Below are 18168 nucleotides of genomic sequence, written 5' to 3' on the forward strand. Positions count from 1 at the left end.
CTGATCGAGATGAGCATGCAGTTCCGCATCGTGCACACCACGACGTTCAGCTACGACGGCCCGGCGGTCGCCTCCTACAACCAGGCGCGGCTGACTCCCCTGACCACGCCCAATCAGATCCTGGTCCACCACCGGCTCGACGTCTCGCCGAAGCCGTGGACGTACGAGTACAAGGACTACTTCGGCAACGAGGTCACCGCGATCGAGGTGCTCGATGCGCACCGGGCGCTGAAGGTCTCCGCGACCAGCACCGTCCAGGTCTCCCGTGAGCCCGGGCCGGCGCCCGTGCTCACCTGGGAGGAGGCCGCGCTGCCCGGGGTCGCGGACCGGTACGTCGAGTTCCTCGGGCTGCCCGAGCACGTGACGCCGGGCGAGGAGCTCGAGGCCCGGGCCAAGGCCATCGCGGCCGAAGCCGGGCTTCCGGGCGAGGCGGCGTTCGAGATCGGCCGCGCGGTCGCCGACGCCGCGTCCTCCGACGCCGCTCACCGGCTGCTGGGGGCGCTGCGTACGGTCGGGATCCCGGCTCGCTACGTCTCCGGCTACGTCTACCCCGGCGGCGCACACTCCTGGGTGGAGTGGTGGGACAACGGGTGGCACGGCATCGACCCGGCCACCGGCACCGAGCCCGGCGACACGTACGTCGGTGTGGCCACGGGTCGCGACCACACCGACGTCAGGGCGCTGGGCGGGATCTACTCCGGCCCCGCGGAGCCGGCTGTCGAGGTCAGCGTCGAGATGACGCGCCTCTCCTAGTCGAACTCAGAGCGAGGACTCGGCCGAGAGCGCGTTGATCACCTTCGCCAGCGCGATGTCACGGCTGGTGACGCCGCCGGCGTCGTGGCTGGTGAGCCGGATCTCGACGTAGGGGTAGCGCAGATCGATGTCGGGGTGGTGGTTGGCCTCCTCGGCCTTCGCCCCGATCGCGTTGACCAGCGAGAGACCGGTGACGAAGTCACCGGTCTCCACCCGGGCGACGATGCTGTCGGCGTCGCCGGAGGCGTCGAAGGTCCAGCCCGGCAGCTCCTCCTGGGCGACCTGCTCGGCGGTGAGGGTCGTGGTGTCAGGTTCCATGCCTCCACCCTGCCATCGCCGTGGTCGTCCCGTCACCCGGGTCACCCTTCGCGCTCGGCCAGCCGGTTGCGTACGCGGTAGACGGCTGCGTGGTGGTCGTAGTCGTCGCTCATCACGGCCGCCAGGCGCAGCGGGCCGAGGGCCTCCTCGAGACGGTCCTGGCGCTCGAGCACGCGACCGAGGGAGTGCTGGCTCCAGGCGTCGCTGGGGTCGCGCTCGACGAGCCAGCGCAGCTCCGTCTCCGCCTTGGCGAGCTGAGCCCGGAGCATGTAGGCCCACGCGCGCATGCTCCGCAGCCCGATGTTGTCGGGGTCGTCGGCGAGCGCCGGCTCGAGGATCTCCAGCGCCTCCACCGGGAAGCGCCGCGAGAGCAGGTCGTGGGCCGTGCGGTAGGCGGCCTCGTGGGCGGTCTGGCCCGGGAAGACGATCGCCGGGGCCACGTACTCGAACTCGTTCTCCGTCATCACACCCTCCGAACGTGATACCCCGCCACGGTATTCCATCCGCGCCCGCGATGGGAGCACCATGGTGACGGTTAGGAGGTGAACGCGCATGCACGCATCAGTCGGTGACCACCTCGTCGTCATGGGACAGCACGTCGGCGACCACGTCCGGGAGGCCGAGATCATCGAGGTCAGCCACCCCGACGGCACCCCGCCCTACCTCGTACGGTGGAGCGACAGCGACCACGAGTCCCTGGTCTTCCCCGGTCCGGATGCCCACATCGAGCCCGCCTCGCACTAGACTTTTACGTGCGGACGGGCTGGCCGGGCGATCGCGTCGTAGAGATACGTCGAGGAAAGTCCGGGCTCCACAGGACAGGGTGGTGGCTAACGGCCACCCGGGGTGACCCGCGGGACAGTGCCACAGAGAACAGACCGCCTCTACCCTCCAGGTAGCGGTAAGGGTGAAACGGTGGGGTAAGAGCCCACCAGTCCTCGTGGTGACACGAGGAGCTAGGTAAACCCCACCCGGAGCAAGACCAGACAGCGTACGTTTGAGGGCGGTCCGTCCGAGTGCGCGGGTAGGTTGCTAGAGGCCATCGGCAACGATGGTCCGAGATGGATGGTCGCCGATCACAGAACCCGGCTTACAGGCCAGCCCGTTCGCTCTCCTGGCCTGGTCGGCGTGTGCAGACCAGGAGGTTGTACGTGATCCCGTGGCGGCTCAGCTCACGCCGCTCGACCGCGAGGCCCGCCTGCTGGAGCGCGCCGACGACGTCGGTGACCGGGCGCAGCGTGAAGTTGTCCTTGATGAAGGGCTGTGAGGCCATCCAGTCGGGGTCGGCGATGCCGATCACCCCGCGGCCATCGGGGGCGAGCACGCGTGCCAGCTCGGCGAAGGCGGGCTCCACGTCGGCGATGAAGTAGATCGTGTTGAGGCTGATCCAGCCGTCGAGAGCCGCATCGGCGACGGGGAGCGACGACATCGACGCCTGATGGAGGACGAGCCGTCCGGAGGCCACCGCCTCGCTGAACCCGCGCCTGGCACGTGCGAGCATGTCGCTGGACGGCTCGACTCCGTGCACCTGGCCGTTCGGGGCGGCGGCGAGAAGCAGCTCGAGCCCGACGCCGCCACCGAAGCCGATGTCGGCGACGGTCTCGTCACCCTGCAGGTCGAGCGCCTCGACGGCCGCTGCGATGGCGGGGCGGTTGCCCTTGTTGAGCATGCGCGCGACCAGAGCACCGACCGGTCCTGTCGGCCCACCGAGCTGGCGGCTGAGCATGCGGAGCGCGGCGTCCGGGAGAGGAATCCTCACGACCCCAGGGTCCCACACCTGACCAGGCAGAACATACCCAACTCGTGGCATGCCCCGGGCGTATCAGCGCGGGTCCGTCCCCGCTCTTCCCAGTGAGGCTCCGGTCGTCGTTCCGGAGGGTCCGGAACCCGGAGTCAGCAGGGGGAGAACATGAACAACGAAGATCTGTTCATGGCACAGTCGGAGGCCGTGCCCGAGGAGCTCGCGCCGGTCGCCGAGTCGAGGGCATCGGCCGAGGAGGAGCTGCTCGGCCTGGACAACGTGGTCGGCGTCGGGGTCGGCCTCAAGATCACCAATGGCGAGCAGACGGAGACGCCGAGCCTGATGGTGCTGGTCAGCCAGAAGATGCCGGCCGAGCTGGTCGGCAGCGCGGACACGGTCCCGGAGACGGTCGACGGCAAGCCGACCGATGTCCTCGAGGTCGGGCACCTGTTCGCCGGCGGCAGCCAGCAGCTCATGGAGACCCAGGAGGTCGACGCCCAGACGCTGGCGACCCGGATCCGTCCGGCCCGGCCAGGGTTCAGCGTCGGGCACTACAAGATTACCGCGGGAACGATCGGCGCCGGCGCGTACGACCTGAGGTCCGCGCCGGGGATCCCGCCGCGCTACTACATCCTCAGCAACAACCACGTCCTCGCGAACTCCAACGACGCGAGCATCGGCGACCCGATCCTGCAGCCGGGGCCGTTCGACGGAGGTACGGCACCGGCGGACGTCATCGGCCGGCTGGCCCGGTTCGTGCCGATCCGGTTCGACGGGACCTGCAACTACGTGGACGCCGCGGTCGCGGAGGTGCCGTTCCACCTGATCGACCGCGACATCTACTGGAACGGCTACCCGGCCACCGCGGCCAAGGCAGCGACCGTCGGGATGCTCCTCAAGAAGTCCGGCCGTACGACGAACTTCACCACCGGCCGGGTCACCGCCGTCGCGGCGACTGTCAACGTCAACTACGGCGGCGGCAAGGTCGCGAAGTTCTGCAACCAGATCATCACGACCAACATGTCGGCCGGAGGCGACTCCGGTTCCATCGTGCTGGACCTGCAGAACAACCCGGTCGGGCTGCTCTTCGCGGGATCGAGCGTGGCGACGATCCTCAACCCGATCGCGATGGTCCAGCTCTCGCTGCAGGTGCGCGTCTGGCCGTGATCGGTCCCGGAGGCGTCTCAGTCCTCGGCGCTGAAGGCGTCTCCGGTCTCCACCCGCACCGGGAGGCCTTCGCACTCCTTCGGCAAGGACCGCACGGCATCCGAGGTCGGGTCGACGGCGTAGACCACCACCGCCGGTCCCCCGTCCTCGGCGGCACCGATCGCGACGCCCTCGATGCCCTCCCCGATCCACTTCTCGGCGACGGTGAGGGCGTGCCGCGACCGCTCATCAATGATCGGGATCTCGGCGTAGAGGTCGTCGTCGCTCATGACACCCAGGCTACGCCGAGCGCCCACCTCCCGTCGTCGCGTACGCGGCCGTGATCGCCCGTCAGTGCACGCCGGCCATCAGCTTCCGGATGGGCTTGTTGCCGACGAGCAGGAGGACACCGACGACGACGGAGGCGAGGCCGACCCACCAGAAGAAGCCGCTGTCGTTCGAGACGTCGTAGAACTCGGCGAGGCGGCCGGACATCGCGGTGCCGAGCGCGACCGAGAGGAAGAACAGCGCCATCATCTGGGTCTGGAAGCGCTCGGGGGCGAGCTTGGTGGCCAGCGAGAGGCCGACCGGGGAGAGCAGCAGCTCGGCGAGGGTGAAGAGCAGCAGGATGAACGCCAGGCCGACCAGCGGCACCGAGTGCGAGCCGTTCGGCATCAGCAGGAACACCCAGAAGGCGATGCCCATCAGGATGGTGCCGATCGCGAACTTCACCGGGGTCGACGGCTGACGCGAGCCGAGCCGGGTCCACAGGGCGGCGAAGACGCCGGCGAGCAGGATGATGAAGACCGGGTTGATCGAGTTGACCCAGGAGACCGGCATCTCCCAGCCGAGGATGTCTCGGTCCAGGCGCTGGTCGGAGTAGACCACCATGACGGTGAACTGCTGCTGGTAGAGCGACCAGAAGACCGCGGAGGCGATGAAGAGCGGGACCATCGCCCACACCCGGCTGCGCTCGACGGAGGAGATCAGGCGGCTGGAGAGGATGACGGCGAAGAGCGCGATCGCGGCGACGATGCTGATGCCGATCACGATGTTGGCCAGGCGCGGAGCGGTGATGACGCCGGTCAGGCAGAGCACGACGATGAGCGCCACCGCGGCGACGGCGATCCCGATCCAGCGGCCGCGTTCGGCGGCAGGGAGCGGGTTGGGGACGACGCGGCTCGCGGCGGGGAGCGACCGGCGGCCGAGCGTGTACTGCACCAGACCGAGGATCATGCCGACCGCGGCCAGCCCGAAGCCAAAGTGGAAGCCCCACTGCTTCTGCAGCAGGCCGGTCAGCAGCGGGCCGACCAGGGCGCCCAGATTGATGCCCAGGTAGAAGAGGGAGAAGCCGGCGTCGCGACGCTCGTCATCGGCGGCGTACAGGGTGCCGACCAGGGAGGACGCGTTGGCCTTCACGCCGCCCGAGCCGAGCGCGATCAGGACGAGTCCGACGCCGACGCCGACGATCCCGGGGATCAGGGCGAGGCCGAGGTGGCCGAGGACGACCAGGCAGGCAGAGAAGAAGAGCGTACGCTCCGCGCCGAGCAGGCGGTCGGCGATCCAGGCCGCGATGATGGTCGAGAGGTAGACCGCGCCGCCGTACGCACCGACGATCCCGAGCGCGACCGTCTCGCTGATCCCGAGACCGCCCTGGGCCGCGGAGTAGTAGAGGTAGATCGCCAGGATGCCCTGCATGCCGTAGAAGCTGAACCGCTCCCACAGCTCGACACCGAACAGGTTGGCCAGGACGCGTGGTTGGCCCAGGAAAGACCGCTCGCCGGGATCGCCGGCGGTGGTCTCACTCTTCAGTTGAGTCATTACTTCAGGTTCACAAGGCCCCGCTCCCCCGCCCAAATCGTGAACGGCCGATAACCACCGAATGTGACCACTACCACGCGAGCTCGCCGTCCTTGTCCTGGAGCGTCCCGGTGGGGACGTCGAGGTCCAGGGTGGCGAGGCGTACGACGATCTTCGCGCTCTCCGCGGGCGGCCCGGCGATGTCGTCGATGCCGAAGCCGGCGGTCATGTCGGTGGCCGTGGGTCCGGGCTCGACGGCGTTGAACCTGATGTCGGCGTACGCCTTGGCGTACTGGACCGTCAGCATGCTGGCGGCGGCCTTGGACGCGGCGTACAGCGGCAGGAACATCCCGTGCTCGACCCGGTCGGGGTTGGTGTTGACCCAGAACGATCCGAGGCTGCTGGACACGTTGACCACCCGCGGGTTCTCCGCACGGCGCAGCAGCGGCAGGGCGGCCTCGGTGACGCGGACGATCCCGACCGCGTTGACGTCGAAGACCCGCAGCGCGGTCGGGCCGTCGAGGGGGTCGGCGACGAGGACGCCGGCGTTGTTCACCAGTACGTCGAGGCGCCCCTCGGTCTCCTCGACGGTCGCCAGCGCGGCGTTGACCGAGGCGTCGTCGGTGACGTCGAGATGTACGAAGCGCGCGCCGATCTCGGCGGCCGCCTTCTCTCCTCGCTCGGCGTCGCGTGCGCCGAGGTAGACGGCGTAGCCGGCCTCGGTGAGCTGGCGGGCGGTCTCGAAGCCGATTCCCTTGTTGGCGCCGGTGATGAGTGCGACAGTCATGTGCGTCTCTTCCCTTTCGTCAGATGGCCCGATCGGCCGTCTTCGACGCTAGGCACGGCGGCCGGGTCCACCCAGAGCCCTGGTCAGACCGGGGCCTGACAGGACCCCCGCTGTCTGCTCGCCGCCGACCTAGGCTGGAGGGCATGAGCGAGGCGACGAACCCGTTGGGCGCATTCCTCCAGGCCAGGCGGGCGCTGGTGACGCCGGAGGCGGCGGGCATCCCGGCCGTGGGCGTACGCCGTGTCCCGGGGCTGCGTCGCGAAGAGGTCGCCATGCTGGCCGGGATCAGCGCGGACTACTACCTGCGGCTGGAGCGCGGCCGCGACCGCAACCCGTCGGCGCAGGTGCTCGACTCGATCGCCCGCGTGCTCCAGCTGGACGACGACCACATCGCCCACATGATGTCGCTGGTCGCCGAAGGTCCCCGCCGCCGACGGCCGCGCCGGCGCAAGGAGACGGTCCCGCCCGGGGCGCTCAAGCTGCTCGAGTCGCTGGTGCAGCCCGCGTTCATCGAGGGGCGCTACTTCGACATCCTGGCGTCCAACGCTCTTGCGCGAGCGCTCTCGCCGCGGCTCGCGGCGGGCGGCAACCAGCTCAGGGACCAGTTCCTCGACCCGGGCCAGCAGTCGTTCCACCCGGACTGGGTGCCGATGACGGAGTGCTTCGTCGGCAACCTGCGCCAGGCGGTGGGCACCGACATCGACGACCCGCGGTTCATCGAGCTCATCGGCGAGCTCTCGCTGGGCAGCGCCCGCTTCCGAGAGCTGTGGGCACGCCACGACGTACGCGGCCAGATCGGCACCCCGGTCCGGATGAACCACCCTCAGGTCGGCGAGATCACCCTCAACCGGGAGCGGCTGGCCATCAACGGCACCGACGACCTGGTGCTCGTCGTCTACCACCCCGACCCCGGCTCGCCCGACGCGGACAAGCTGGCTCTGCTGGCCTCCGCGGGACTGCCCACCCGGCCTGCTGAGTCCGAGGCCCGATCGGCCTGAGGGCTATGGCCGGGGCAGCAAGCCCGCGTCTCGGTGCTCGACCAGCTCGGTGCGCTCGCGGGCGATGCGGTCCATGCCCCAGCGACCGAGCGGCCCGAGCGCGGCATTGAGGGAGCGGCCGTGCTCGGTCAGCGAGTACTCCACCCGCGGCGGCACCTCGGGATACACCTCCCGGTGCACCAGCCCGTCCTGCTCCATCTCGCGCAGGTGCTGGGTCAGCATCTTCTCGCTGACGCCGGGCAGGCCACGGCGGAGCTCCGCGAAGCGGCGTACGCCATGGGTGTCGAGCTCCCACAGGATCAGCCCCTTCCACTTGCCGCTGACCACGTCGAGCGCGGCGTCGATGCCGCAGATGTAGGGACCGTTTCGGGGCGCCTTCGCCATCGGGTTCTCCTCACTCACCTTTTGGTAAGCACCCCAGTAAATAGTGGGTACTCCCGCCATCGTACGTAAAGCCCGAGGATTGTCTTCATGAATCAACCTCTCACCGCCGTCACCGTCATCGGCCTCGGCCCCATGGGTCAGGCGATGGTCCACAGCCTGCTCGCCGCCGGACATCCGGTGACCGTATGGAACCGCACGGCATCGCGAGCCGACGAGGTCGTCGCCGCCGGCGCCCAGCTGGCCGACTCGCCGGCGAAGGCCGTCGCCGCCAGCGACCTGGTCATCCTCAGCCTGACCGACTACCAGGCGATGTACGACGTGCTCGACTCCGCCACCTCCGAGCTGACGGGGCGGACGATCGTCAACCTCAGCTCGGAGTCCCCGGACGGGACCCGCCGGGGCGCGGAGTGGGCGGCCTCGCACGGCGCGCACTTCCTCACCGGCGGCGTGATGGTCCCGGCCCCGATGGTCGGGACGCCCGATGCGTACGTCTACATCAGCGGTCCGGCCGACGTGCTCTCTTTGCACCAGGATGCGCTGGCCCGCATCGGGTCCGTCCGCTACCTGGGTGAGGACCCGGGGCTCGCGCAGCTGATGTACCAGGCCCACCTGGACATCTTCCTCACCTCCCTCTCCTCGCTGCTCCACGCCGTGGCACTGCTGGAGACGGGCGGCATCAAGCCGTCGGCTGCTCTGCCCGAGCTCATGCAGACGATCGCCGACATCCCGCCGATCCTCGCCGCCGGCGAGGACCTCGGCGCCCAGCTCGACGCCGGCAAGCACCCCGGCCACCTGAGCACCATCACGATGATGGGCGCCACCGCCGACCACCTCGTCGAGGCCAGCGAGGCCGCCGGCATCGACACCGACCTCCCCCGCGCCGTCCAGGCCCACTACTCCTGGGCCCGCTCGCGCGGGTACGGCGCGGAGAACTGGTCGCGGATCATCGACGCCATCCGGCCGTACGTCTGAGGTGATCGTCGGCGCCTGGATCCTCAGGCGCCGGCGATCAGCCATTCAGGCAGCGCTCGAATCTCCGGGACCCGGGCATGGCGCCGTTTCTCGGGTCTGATGACATCCTTCGTCTATGCCCCAGATCTGCCGACGCTGCGGTAGAGCGGTGAAGTCGAGCGCAACGAACTTCGAGACCTTCGAGCAGATGCATTACGTCTGCTTCCACTACGAGTTCGAGCACGGCGACGTCGACGTCGATGACGAATGCAACGCGGGCGGCTGCCCGTCAGCCTCGATCGGCGGAGGGCGGGACGCCGTGGTCGCGACTGCGCGCGAACTTGCGATGGAATCGGCGTCCGGTGCCCCTTGGCGTAACGCTGAGTTGCATGAGTACCTCGAAGCCTTCGCGTCCTGGCTAGACGATTCTGGTGGCATCTATGCGGAGAACGGCGACATGCGCGTTGTCGGCAATGGTTGGGAGGTCGTGCGACTCGGCCTCCGCGCCGCCACGGGGTACGAATGACCGCCCTGAGACTGCCCGCAGACGTCGCTCGCTTCATGCAGGATATCGACGTCGAACAGGTATGGCTGACCGTCCTCCAGCCCAGCGAGGCCGCGACGTACGACGACGTCGCCCGCATTGCCGGCATCGAGCCGCTCGGGAAGGCGTGGATCGAGATCAGCCGGTCAGAGGCGCGGGCACTCCTCGCCGGACTCCTCCATAGGAGTCTCCCTTATCAGGCCGAACTCATGCCCCGTCACCGCGCCGGTTGGCTCGCGGACGAATTCATCGATGCCTTTGGCCCGTACGGCGGCCGCTTCGCCACGAACGGCGTCGACCGTGGCTGGACGCCGGCGACCGACTACGTCATGGACCGCGGTGTGGTTGTCATGAGCGAGATCGGCTCCGGGATCTTCTGGGTAGCGGAGACGAAGACTGACAGCCGCTGGTCGCGGACGCGCACTTCCGCTGCCTACCTCAGCTGATCCTTCCCGCTGGCGACCGACCCTCTCCCCAACACAGGGGACGTGAACCATGAGACCAACACGAGCAACCAAACCGCCGGTGTTCTGGTTGCGTGACCTTCTTGGAGGAACCTGCGCCGAGCGCCGGCCAGGAGAAGTTGTACGCCGAGGACCTCGCCGACGACGGCTACGTCTGGGACCTCACCCGGGTGTGGGCACATCAGCCGGAGATGAAGGAACAGCTCATGCGGCTGTTCGACGCCACCGCAGACGCGGCAGGCCTGACACCGCGCGACAAAGCCGTGATCGTAATCGCGCAGGCAGCGACAATCGGTGACTCATACTGTGCCGTCGCCTGGGGCAAGCGCCTGACCGACTGGTCCGACCCGCAGACCGCGGTCGCCGCCCTCACCGGCGACGACGGATCGTTCAGTGAGCGCGAGCAGGCCTGCCCTGGCCGCCTGGGCACGCACCGTCGCCCGCTCCCCCGGCAGCAGTACGCCGCAGGACATCCAGCGTCTGCGTGACGCGGGGTTCAGCGAGCCACAGATCGTCGCGCTGACCGTCTACGCAGGACTGCGCACGGCTTTCTCCAGTATCAACGGCGCCCTTGGCGCCCGGCCAGAAATGGCGCTGGCTTCTTCGCTCGACCCCGCCGTACGTGGTGCCATCATTTGGGGACGCATGCCCACCTAATGCTGTCCAACTCCGCCCGCCGGAGATGAACCTGAGCCGGAAGGCATCGATGACAGCCCATACGACCAGCCACGACCAGGTCGTGATGCAACGGGCGGCATCGCTTTCCGGGTTGAACGCAGCAGGCGCTCGCTTGCTGAGGAACGGCTCCAACGCGATCTATCTACTGCCGAACGCAGGGGTGGTGGCCCGCGTCGGCCGATCCGGAGCAACCGAATGCCAAGCGCCAGGTTCAGATCGCTTCCTGGCTGTCTGCCAATGGCATCGAGGCCAACCTGCCGATCGACGGATTGGACCCAGTCACCGTCGACAACCGCCCCGTTACTTGGTGGATGCCGATCGCGGGCCATCGCCACGCGACACCTGCCGAACTGGGCGCCGTTCTCCACAAGCTCCACAATCTCCCAGCGCCGGCCACCATCGCCCTGCCGAACCTCGACATGGTCAGCTACCTCACCGAGCGCCTCGAATCTGCGAGCGGGATCTCCAGAGTCGACCGAAACTGGCTTCAAGACCGACTCGTCTGGCTGAGCGCGGAGTTGGCGACCACCGAGGTTTTCCAATCCCAACGGGTCGTCCACGGCGACGCTTGGCAAGGCAACCTAGTCGTGCCCGCCAATGGCGCGCCGATCCTTCTCGACTTCGACCACGTCTCGATCGGGCACCCGGACTGGGACCTGATCCCACTCGCCGTCGACCACGAAGACTTCGCACGGATCGGCAGCACCGACTACGGCGCCTTCGTCACCGCCTACGGCGGCTACGACGTACGCGAAACGGCGTGGTTCCGAGCGCTCGCTGACCTACAAGAACTGCGTTGGACCGCGTTCGTTGCAGTGAAGGCGGCGCACAACGCCGACGCAGCGGCCGAGGCGGCCCAACGCCTCGCTTGCCTGCGCGGCGAGGTCCCTCGTCCCTGGAGATGGACCGCCTTCTAACCCGGCCGAACCCATGGTTCAGCCAAATGAGCACCCTGCTGACACGACTTATATGGCGTCGGAGCAGTTCCAGCCGCTCGCGGCGTCGCCCGGTCGAAGACTCCGCAGAAGCATCTGGTGTGACGGCATGACGTCCGGCACAGCTCAACGGGACGTCATTCCGCCCAGACTGACGCGCCTGCCGACTCGGCCCAGCCAACACCAGGGCTCGAACCCCAACGTCCTCAAGAGCGGCCTGTCCCTTTGCCAATGTAGGTGTCGAACGGAACTCGCTAATATTCACATACGTGTTTCCGCCCACCCCTCATCGAACTGGCTGCCCGGGGAAAGGAGATCTACAAATCGGCGCGATATCTGCCAATCCTGTCGCCTTACCTGCTGGTTTTCGACCTCAAGTGTTCGCGATAATCGGCACGTGCACCTGCGAACTGCTCGTCCGTATGGGACGCCAAGTATGAGACTGCGTCACCCGACCAGACGTGAACAACTCCGTTACTGTGTTTCCAGGCGTACCTCGGATTCTCCCGCAGCGAGTCTCTCCAGCAGATGGCCTGCATGTCGTACGACGTCAGGGCGCGCCCAGAGCGCTTCTCATTCACCTTCTTGAGCAGTTCCTTGGCACTGAATGGATGCGTCTGATTTGGGTCAGTTTTCCGCACCACCACCTGCCCGTCAGCAGTAGGCGATACTGCAACGACCAGGTCTGCGCTCGACATCTTCTTCACCGACTGCATGTTGATGTCGTAGATCGTTGCGACCCTGGACATGTCTCCTCCTGCGTTTTGCGCGGCATCCATCAAGTCCCGCAACGCATTGATGAACTCCTCGACCTCGGTAACCATCGTGGCGTTACGGTCGACTCTCATGAACTGAACCGCATCAGCTGGTGCCGTGGCGCCCAGAGGCAACAACTGCCACGTCATTGACTCCGCCAGATCCTTCTTGAACCGCGCAAGCATGAAGTCTCGAAAGTTAAGGACGTTCTGCTGCAGGAACGGATAGATGACTGCCCCCAACCCCTGCGCGTTATACAAGTGGATCACACGGTCGCGATACTCCGTGAGCGCCTCGATGTTCGCGGTCACTGCGGGACCGTCCACCGTCTCCGGCCACAATCCGTGCGCATTCATCCTGCCAAGCGCATCATCGATACTGATCGATCGATAGCGCTCGCCTCGCTGCTTTGGATAGAAGATCGAGCGGTTGTCCTGTCGCAAGGTCGCCTTGGCTGCAAGTTCCCAGGCATTCACAACGAGCGTCACAGTGACCTCGTCCCGGTAGGTCATCTGGGGCTTGTTGTAAACCTCAACTGCGGACAACATAGCCGCCATCGAATTATCGGCAAGACGTTTGATCGAGACGTACGGTGCGCTCATTGACTCTCAGATTCCACTATCGACCCACACGCCACGCTGCCCGAGAGTAATCATACCGACGTCGACGTAGATTCGGATACCACTTCCACGCGCAAGGATATATCCGGGCCGCCCAGACGCGCAGCGAAACAGGATGGTTGTTTGCTCCGCCCGGCGCCACGGGACGGCCTCATTCTCTGAAGATGCGTCACGATGCGGCGGCCACTTGAGTTACTGTCGAAGGATCGGCGACCTGACCGAGGAGGACGGGGTGAAGCGATACGTGGACGGCGAATGGGCAGGCTGGGATGGCGACACGATTGTCAAACTGACTGACCGGACGGTTTGGCGTCAGGTCGAGTACTACTACGAGTACCAATACGCTTATCGACCTGAGGTGACCATCTCCGCAGGAAAGATGATCGTCAAAGGTATGCGCCGAGCGGTCGGCGTCCAGCAGATGGTCTAGTCGCTCGGGCAGCGCGCGCCGGGACCTACTGGCGACAGACCCTTGGTCCCACGACCCTTTGCATCATTCCGCCGCCTATGACACAGGTGGTGTGGAAGGATCCGAGTCCATGATTCGGGCGGTGGTGTTCGATGTCGGCGAGTGCCTGGTGGACGAGTCCCGCGAGTACGGGACATGGGCAGACTGGCTGGGAGTGCCGCAGCATACGTTCTCAGCGGTTTTCGGGGCGGTGATCGCTCGCGGGATGGACTATCGCGAGGCCTTCCAGGTGTTCCAGCCGGGGTTCGATCTGACCGAGGAACGACGGAAGCGGGAAGAGGCCGGGCAGGCGGAGCGGTTCGGGGAGGATGACGTCTATCCCGACGTACGCCCTGCCTTGAAAGCGCTGCGCGAGGACGGATTGTGGTTGGGGCTGGCCGGGAACCAGACGGTGAGTGCGGGGCGGATCCTGCGGGAGCTGGACTTTCCGGTGGACATGGTCGCGACGTCCGACGACTGGGGTGTGAGCAAGCCGGATCTGGGGTTCTTCGAGCATGTCATCGACGCGGCTCCGTACGCGGCCGAGGAGATCCTCTACGTCGGGGACCGGCTCGACAACGACATCCGGCCAGCAGCGGAGTCGGGGATGGCGACAGCACTGATCCGCCGGGGACCGTGGGGCGTGATCCAGGAACATGACCCGGCCGCAGACGAGATCGCGACGCTCCGGATCTCCTCACTCACCGAGCTTCCCAAGTGGATCGCCGCCCTCAACGAGAGTGGGCCGGACGGCCGCTAAGTTGATCACCATGGCCGAGCGCAGCGCGACCCAGTGGATCATCCATGACGAGAAGATCGTCGACGACAAGCTGAAGATGGTGCTCAGCAGGGCGAGCGTGGAACTTCCTGACGGGACGCTGTTCGATCAGTGGGTGATGCGGATTCCCGCGGCGGTCCTGGTGCTCATGGTCGATGACTCCGAGCGCGTGCTGATGATGTGGCGGCATCGGTTCATCCAGGACCGGTGGGTGTGGGAACTGCCTGGTGGTTACCTCGACGACGGCGAGGAGTTGCAGGTCGCGGCTATGCGCGAGGCCGAGGAAGAGACGGGCTGGCGGCCACGCACGATCGAGAAGTTCCTCGAGTTCCAGCCGTTGGTCGGGACTGTGGACCAGCCGAACATCATCTATCTCGCGCGAGGAGCCACAGACACTGGCGCGGTTCCTGATGTCAACGAGACCGACACGGTGCGCTGGATCCCGCTGGACGAGATCGAGGGCTTGATCGCCGAGGGCAAGATCATCGGGGCCGGCTCGGTCGCGCCGTTGTACAAGCTGCTGCTGGCTCGCGCTGAGGGCAAGCTTCGACCTCAGGGGGCCTGAGCAGGCGACAGGAGAGACATGAACTCCTGCACCTTCGTCAGCCCGACGTGAGGCGCGAGCCTGCTGGCCAGGTCGCGTAGGTAGTCGCGCGACCGCTCCGACTTCAGCTCGACCGCTGCCTTCGCGGCGTCGACGGCAACCTCGGCAGCTTGCTCGACCTCTCCCGTCTGGTGGTGAGCCCGGGCCAAGAGCGCCAGGTTGAACTGGCGGCCCCTCGCATAGGCGCTGTCCATGTCCAAGGAACGTTGGGCGAACGGCAGCGCGAGGTCTCCGCGGCCGAGCGCTGTGAAGCACTGGCCGAACTTCGCCGCCAGGTACGACTGGTCGAAGTAACCCAGCCACTGGGGTGTGGCAGTGTTCGCGGCCTTGTCGAAGGCACGCTCGGCACGGTCGAGAGCGACGGCGCTCGCTGCCTGGTCCCCGAGCACGGCATGTCCCTGCGCCTCCAAGACCGCCGCCTCCGCGGCGAGGGCACCGATGCCCGAGTCGGTGGCAGCGCGTTCGGCAGCTCGGGCAAGGTCGACCGCTTCCATTCCGTGTCGGAGGTAGGCCGCCTGATGACTCATGGCGGCAAGGATCTCCGCGCCGAGCGGACGGTCGTCTGCGGCGGCCGCCATTCGCAGTGCCTGGGTGAGATATCGCTGCGCCGTCGCATGCCGGCCGACGTCATAGGAGGTCCATGCCGCCAACTGCGTCACCTGGGCAGCGGCCGAGAGGAGGCAACTGCCCACCGCACGGTCGTAGCGTCCCTGGAGCAGGGCAGCGACGTCGGTGCTGAGGAAACGTACGACGGCATCACGGACCTGGCCGCCACCGAACCTGTTGTCGACCTCGCGGAACGCTCGCAGCATCTGGTGTATGAGCTCGATGTCCGGTGTGCCGACGAGTCGGGAGCCTGTGCCGACGGGGTCTGCAGCCGGCGGGGCGGTGAGCCATCTGAACGCTGGGACCGTGTACGCCGAGGCGCTGAAGCCTGCTCCCAGGAGGAAGTCACGGCGGTTCATGTCTTGCTGCCACATCGTCATCGCCTCTCCCAAGCTCAAGGCCCAGTCGGGGTGGAAGTCGAGACCGTTCTTAGCGTTCCCGACCAAGGCGGGCGATGTCGCCGACACCACAGGTCGAACGAAGAGAGCCTGCTCGGCCCTGGATAGGTGGGCGAGGTCCAGGGCATCGACCAGGTCCGCAGGTGCACAGCCGTGGCCGAAGGCGACTGCAAGACCGGCGAGCGCCTCGGGCGTGGGTTTGGTGCCGCCATAGGGCCAGTTCTCCCATTCGGATATGCGGCTCTCGGTGACCGCGAGACCCGGGTTGGCGACGCGGAACTCCTGGGCCAGACGCCATTGCGGCCAGTCGAGCGCGTAGCGCCACGCCAGGCGCGGACGCAGCCCGAAGCGGTCCGCCATTCCAGCAGCCACCGCTGACACCGAGAGTCCGGCGGCGAGCAACTCGTCGCGTACCTCATCTCGTGACGCCTTCGCGCTTCGCGCAGCCATGTCCACCTCCCGAGCGCTGGCCGCCACCACCTCGTCCCTTGCACCTGGATGGAGACTACGCGGGATCGGCCCTTTCGGGCGGCGCCGGAAGACGCCACGAGCAGATCTTCCACGGTCTGGAAGTTTCTGCGGAAGGTTCCACAGGGAGCAGGGTCTTTGGGCCCGGTCCGAGTCAAGACTCAACTCATCCGGGCGGGCGGATGGCGTTGAAGCCACTGTCCGCCCGGACTCCAGCAAGCAGAAAGCGACGGAGAGACTCGGATGTCATCGTTCAGCAGGGTCCGCCCAGGCAGACCACGACTCGTCCCGGACATCGGCGTGGGTACGCCGCGCGAGCAGGTCTTGGAAGCGGCCGCACGCTTGTTCACGAGCAAGGGGTTCGCCGCGACCTCGACTCGCGAGATCGCCGAGGCGGTCGGGATCCGTCAGGCATCGCTCTACTACCACTTCGCGGGCAAGGACGAGATCCTCGCGGCGCTGCTGGCCACGACGGTGAGGCCGACCCAGGTGGTGGTCGAGGAGATCGTGGCGTTGGTCCCGCCGGAACGGGTCGAGACCGCCTTGTGCCTGCTCGCGCTGGTCGATATCGACACGCTCGCACGGGTGCCGCACAACGTCGGCGTCCTGTATCAGCTGCCTGACGTCGTCTCCGCGACCAACCTCGACTACGCGAGCTTCCGCCAGGCCCACAGCGAGCTCACCGAGGCATACGCAAACCTCGGATCCCGGGTTGCCGAGCGATACGGAGTGTCGACCTCTCCCCCAGCGCTCGGCTCGATGCTGATCCAGCAGGTCGAGGGCGTCATCACTCTGCGCACCGATGGCAAGGCCGTCGACAGCGACCGCGCGACCGAGATCGCCGCCGGCTGCCTTCGCCTATGTGGCTGCGACCGGGCCGAGGTCGACGAGTCGATACGCAGAGCGAAGGCTCTTCACGAGCAACTGACTCCGAGAACGACTCAGTCGGTGATGTCGCCGGGTTAGCCGTACGTGGTGTCGGGCCAGGCGCCGTTGGTTGCTGGCGAGCTTCGGCCGAAGACTCTGGGGGCCGAGATCGACCGGACAGCTACTTCGAAGTATCCACCCGGCCGCCCATGATGTGGATCCCCGTTCCGGGGTAGATTTCCACCCGCATCAGGTTTCGTTGGCCCCTTCCGCCGGGTCCATGGAATGTGCCCGGATCTCGGTCTCGTCGAAGTCGAGATCGCCTTCGGCGGGTGCTTCGCTGTGCATGCGGCTCTCGGGAGGCTCGTCGGTTCGTTCCTCGCCGGGGACACCTGAGATCGCTGACATGTGAATCGCCTCGATTCTGGCTGGATCTCCTATTCCCTGAGTCCAGGATAGGTCGGCGGCACCCACCATCGCGATCAGTGACACGGCGCCGTCGATATCCGCGTCAGCGTGCGGTCCAGGTCGTCGAGGACCTCGGGCCAGGTGGCCTCGCTCGGTGGCTCGCTGTGGGCGAAGCTGCCGGCCAGCTCGAGGGTGACGTAGCCGTGGATGAGGCTGGACATCAGGCGGACGGCGTACGTCTCGTCGGCCTCGGTCACTCCGTAGCTGCGGACGACGGCCAGGGCGAGGTCGGCGTTGCGGCGGCCGGCCGCGATCGCGTCGTCGACCGAACGCAGATCCGACTCCGGCGCGGATGGGATGCGTTGGCGGGTGGTGGCGTCGTAGCGGCCGGGTGAGCGGCGGGCGAAGTCGCGGATGGCGTTGGCGTAGGCAACGAGGAGGTCGCGGCCCTCCCCCGCCGACATGGCAGCGCTGGTGGAGTCGGCGAGCTCGTCGAGGACGTACGCGGTGACGGCGGTGCGGAGGTCGGTGGCTCCGGTGATGTGGGAGTAGAGGGTCGGTGACCTGACGCCGAGGTGGCGGGCGAGGACCGAGATCGTGACGGCGTCGAAGCCGAGCTCGTCGGCGAGGTCGGCGGCGGCCGCGATCACGGCGGCTCGGTTCAGCCCTGGACGACCCATCAAGACCCTCCTGAATAGCGAGTTGCCTAACAGTTG

At 67.1% G+C, this 18168-nt stretch carries 23 protein-coding genes, 1 other RNA gene and 1 pseudogene; 14 read left to right on the plus strand and 11 right to left on the minus strand.

Annotated features, from left to right (window positions below; genetic code table 11):
• Nucleotides 1-9: 9 nt before the first annotated feature.
• Entirely contained in the window at nt 10-753 is a 744-nt protein-coding gene (locus tag G5C66_RS14230) for a transglutaminase family protein (RefSeq protein ID WP_165111629.1), read from the plus strand.
• 6 nt (nt 754-759) lie between these two features.
• On the opposite strand, the gene G5C66_RS14235 is transcribed toward G5C66_RS14230, so the two are convergent.
• Together G5C66_RS14235 and G5C66_RS14240 are read right to left on the minus strand one after the other, a co-directional pair.
• A complete protein-coding gene (locus tag G5C66_RS14235; RefSeq protein WP_165111630.1) occupies nt 760-1071 on the minus strand; it encodes a 4a-hydroxytetrahydrobiopterin dehydratase in 312 nt (103 codons plus the stop codon).
• A gap of 41 nt (nt 1072-1112) precedes the next feature.
• Nucleotides 1113-1535 (minus strand): tetratricopeptide repeat protein, encoded by a 423-nt coding sequence (locus G5C66_RS14240; protein ID WP_206444118.1) that lies wholly within the window; start codon nt 1533-1535, stop codon nt 1113-1115.
• Between the two features lie 88 nt (nt 1536-1623).
• Here G5C66_RS14240 and G5C66_RS14245 point away from each other — a divergent pair, with 88 nt between their 5' ends.
• Together G5C66_RS14245 and rnpB are read left to right on the plus strand one after the other, a co-directional pair.
• Nucleotides 1624-1815 (plus strand): DUF1918 domain-containing protein, encoded by a 192-nt coding sequence (locus G5C66_RS14245; RefSeq protein WP_165111632.1) that lies wholly within the window; start codon nt 1624-1626, stop codon nt 1813-1815.
• A gap of 15 nt (nt 1816-1830) precedes the next feature.
• Nucleotides 1831-2180, plus strand: an RNA gene (gene rnpB / locus G5C66_RS14250) — RNase P RNA component class A.
• A 185-nt stretch (nt 2181-2365) separates the two neighbouring features.
• Here the strand turns inward: rnpB and G5C66_RS26035 are convergent.
• Nucleotides 2366-2881 (minus strand): annotated as a pseudogene (locus G5C66_RS26035) (class I SAM-dependent methyltransferase); the annotation flags it as partial.
• Nucleotides 2882-2980: 99 nt separating this feature from the next.
• Here G5C66_RS26035 and G5C66_RS14260 point away from each other — a divergent pair.
• Entirely contained in the window at nt 2981-3979 is a 999-nt protein-coding gene (locus G5C66_RS14260) for a trypsin-like peptidase domain-containing protein (RefSeq protein ID WP_165111633.1), read from the plus strand.
• 17 nt (nt 3980-3996) lie between these two features.
• Here G5C66_RS14260 and G5C66_RS14265 read toward each other — a convergent pair whose 3' ends face one another.
• The 3 genes from G5C66_RS14265 to G5C66_RS14275 form a co-directional block, all read right to left on the minus strand.
• Nucleotides 3997-4248, minus strand: coding sequence for a hypothetical protein (locus tag G5C66_RS14265; RefSeq protein WP_165111634.1), 252 nt, complete (start codon nt 4246-4248; stop codon nt 3997-3999).
• 61 nt (nt 4249-4309) lie between these two features.
• Entirely contained in the window at nt 4310-5779 is a 1470-nt protein-coding gene (locus G5C66_RS14270) for a peptide MFS transporter (protein ID WP_165111635.1), read from the minus strand.
• A 70-nt stretch (nt 5780-5849) separates the two neighbouring features.
• Nucleotides 5850-6545, minus strand: coding sequence for an SDR family NAD(P)-dependent oxidoreductase (locus tag G5C66_RS14275; RefSeq protein ID WP_165111636.1), 696 nt, complete (start codon nt 6543-6545; stop codon nt 5850-5852).
• Nucleotides 6546-6688: 143 nt separating this feature from the next.
• Between G5C66_RS14275 and G5C66_RS14280 the strand changes: the two genes are divergently transcribed.
• A complete protein-coding gene (locus G5C66_RS14280; RefSeq protein WP_165111637.1) occupies nt 6689-7543 on the plus strand; it encodes a helix-turn-helix domain-containing protein in 855 nt (284 codons plus the stop codon).
• Between the two features lie 3 nt (nt 7544-7546).
• Here G5C66_RS14280 and G5C66_RS14285 read toward each other — a convergent pair whose 3' ends face one another.
• The gene (locus tag G5C66_RS14285; protein WP_165111638.1) at nt 7547-7927 is read right to left on the minus strand and encodes a winged helix-turn-helix transcriptional regulator; all 381 of its coding nucleotides are present in this window, start codon (nt 7925-7927) and stop codon (nt 7547-7549) included.
• Nucleotides 7928-8014: 87 nt separating this feature from the next.
• Between G5C66_RS14285 and G5C66_RS14290 the strand changes: the two genes are divergently transcribed.
• The 5 genes from G5C66_RS14290 (at nt 8015) to G5C66_RS14310 (ending at nt 11481) form a co-directional block, all read left to right on the plus strand.
• Nucleotides 8015-8899 (plus strand): NAD(P)-dependent oxidoreductase, encoded by an 885-nt coding sequence (locus tag G5C66_RS14290; protein WP_165111639.1) that lies wholly within the window; start codon nt 8015-8017, stop codon nt 8897-8899.
• Between the two features lie 148 nt (nt 8900-9047).
• Complete coding sequence (locus G5C66_RS14295; protein ID WP_165111640.1) at nt 9048-9404, plus strand: DUF7660 family protein; 357 nt, start codon at nt 9048-9050, stop codon at nt 9402-9404.
• Nucleotides 9401-9868 carry a hypothetical protein gene (locus G5C66_RS14300; RefSeq protein ID WP_165111641.1) on the plus strand — a complete coding sequence of 156 codons (468 nt, stop codon included), beginning with the start codon at nt 9401-9403 and terminating at the stop codon, nt 9866-9868. The genes G5C66_RS14295 and G5C66_RS14300 overlap by 4 nt, the downstream gene beginning before the upstream one ends.
• A gap of 101 nt (nt 9869-9969) precedes the next feature.
• Nucleotides 9970-10374, plus strand: a complete 405-nt coding sequence (locus G5C66_RS14305) for a carboxymuconolactone decarboxylase family protein (protein WP_165111642.1) — start codon at nt 9970-9972, stop codon at nt 10372-10374.
• A 330-nt stretch (nt 10375-10704) separates the two neighbouring features.
• Nucleotides 10705-11481 carry a phosphotransferase family protein gene (locus G5C66_RS14310; protein WP_338144183.1) on the plus strand — a complete coding sequence of 259 codons (777 nt, stop codon included), beginning with the start codon at nt 10705-10707 and terminating at the stop codon, nt 11479-11481.
• Between the two features lie 371 nt (nt 11482-11852).
• Here the strand turns inward: G5C66_RS14310 and G5C66_RS14315 are convergent, their stop codons facing one another.
• Nucleotides 11853-12857, minus strand: coding sequence for a DUF3644 domain-containing protein (locus G5C66_RS14315; RefSeq protein WP_165111643.1), 1005 nt, complete (start codon nt 12855-12857; stop codon nt 11853-11855).
• Between the two features lie 250 nt (nt 12858-13107).
• On the opposite strand from G5C66_RS14315, the gene G5C66_RS14320 reads away from it, so the two are divergent.
• The 3 genes from G5C66_RS14320 to G5C66_RS14330 all read left to right on the plus strand — a co-directional run bounded on the left by G5C66_RS14320 (nt 13108) and on the right by G5C66_RS14330 (nt 14666).
• Nucleotides 13108-13305, plus strand: a complete 198-nt coding sequence (locus G5C66_RS14320) for a hypothetical protein (protein ID WP_165111644.1) — start codon at nt 13108-13110, stop codon at nt 13303-13305.
• 91 nt (nt 13306-13396) lie between these two features.
• Nucleotides 13397-14083, plus strand: a complete 687-nt coding sequence (locus tag G5C66_RS14325) for an HAD family hydrolase (RefSeq protein WP_338144175.1) — start codon at nt 13397-13399, stop codon at nt 14081-14083.
• A 10-nt stretch (nt 14084-14093) separates the two neighbouring features.
• Nucleotides 14094-14666, plus strand: a complete 573-nt coding sequence (locus G5C66_RS14330; RefSeq protein ID WP_165111645.1) for an NUDIX hydrolase — start codon at nt 14094-14096, stop codon at nt 14664-14666.
• Here G5C66_RS14330 and G5C66_RS14335 read toward each other — a convergent pair.
• On the minus strand, nt 14654-16186 hold the full coding sequence (locus G5C66_RS14335; RefSeq protein WP_165111646.1) for an NsdA family TPR-like regulatory protein: 1533 nt from the start codon (nt 16184-16186) through the stop codon (nt 14654-14656). The two genes, G5C66_RS14330 and G5C66_RS14335, sit on opposite strands and share 13 nt — an antisense overlap.
• 234 nt (nt 16187-16420) lie before the next feature.
• Here G5C66_RS14335 and G5C66_RS14340 point away from each other — a divergent pair, with 234 nt between their 5' ends.
• A complete protein-coding gene (locus G5C66_RS14340; protein WP_165111647.1) occupies nt 16421-17143 on the plus strand; it encodes a TetR/AcrR family transcriptional regulator in 723 nt (240 codons plus the stop codon).
• A 150-nt stretch (nt 17144-17293) separates the two neighbouring features.
• Here the strand turns inward: G5C66_RS14340 and G5C66_RS14345 are convergent, their stop codons facing one another.
• Nucleotides 17294-17536: a hypothetical protein gene (locus tag G5C66_RS14345; RefSeq protein ID WP_165111598.1), complete on the minus strand. Its 243-nt coding sequence runs from the start codon at nt 17534-17536 to the stop codon at nt 17294-17296.
• Entirely contained in the window at nt 17527-18132 is a 606-nt protein-coding gene (locus G5C66_RS14350; RefSeq protein WP_165111648.1) for a TetR-like C-terminal domain-containing protein, read from the minus strand. Before G5C66_RS14350 ends, G5C66_RS14345 begins: the two co-directional genes overlap by 10 nt.
• Nucleotides 18133-18168: the final 36 nt, after the last annotated feature.

The sequence above is a fragment of the Nocardioides turkmenicus genome (assembly GCF_011045035.1).
Taxonomy (GTDB): domain Bacteria; phylum Actinomycetota; class Actinomycetes; order Propionibacteriales; family Nocardioidaceae; genus Nocardioides; species Nocardioides turkmenicus.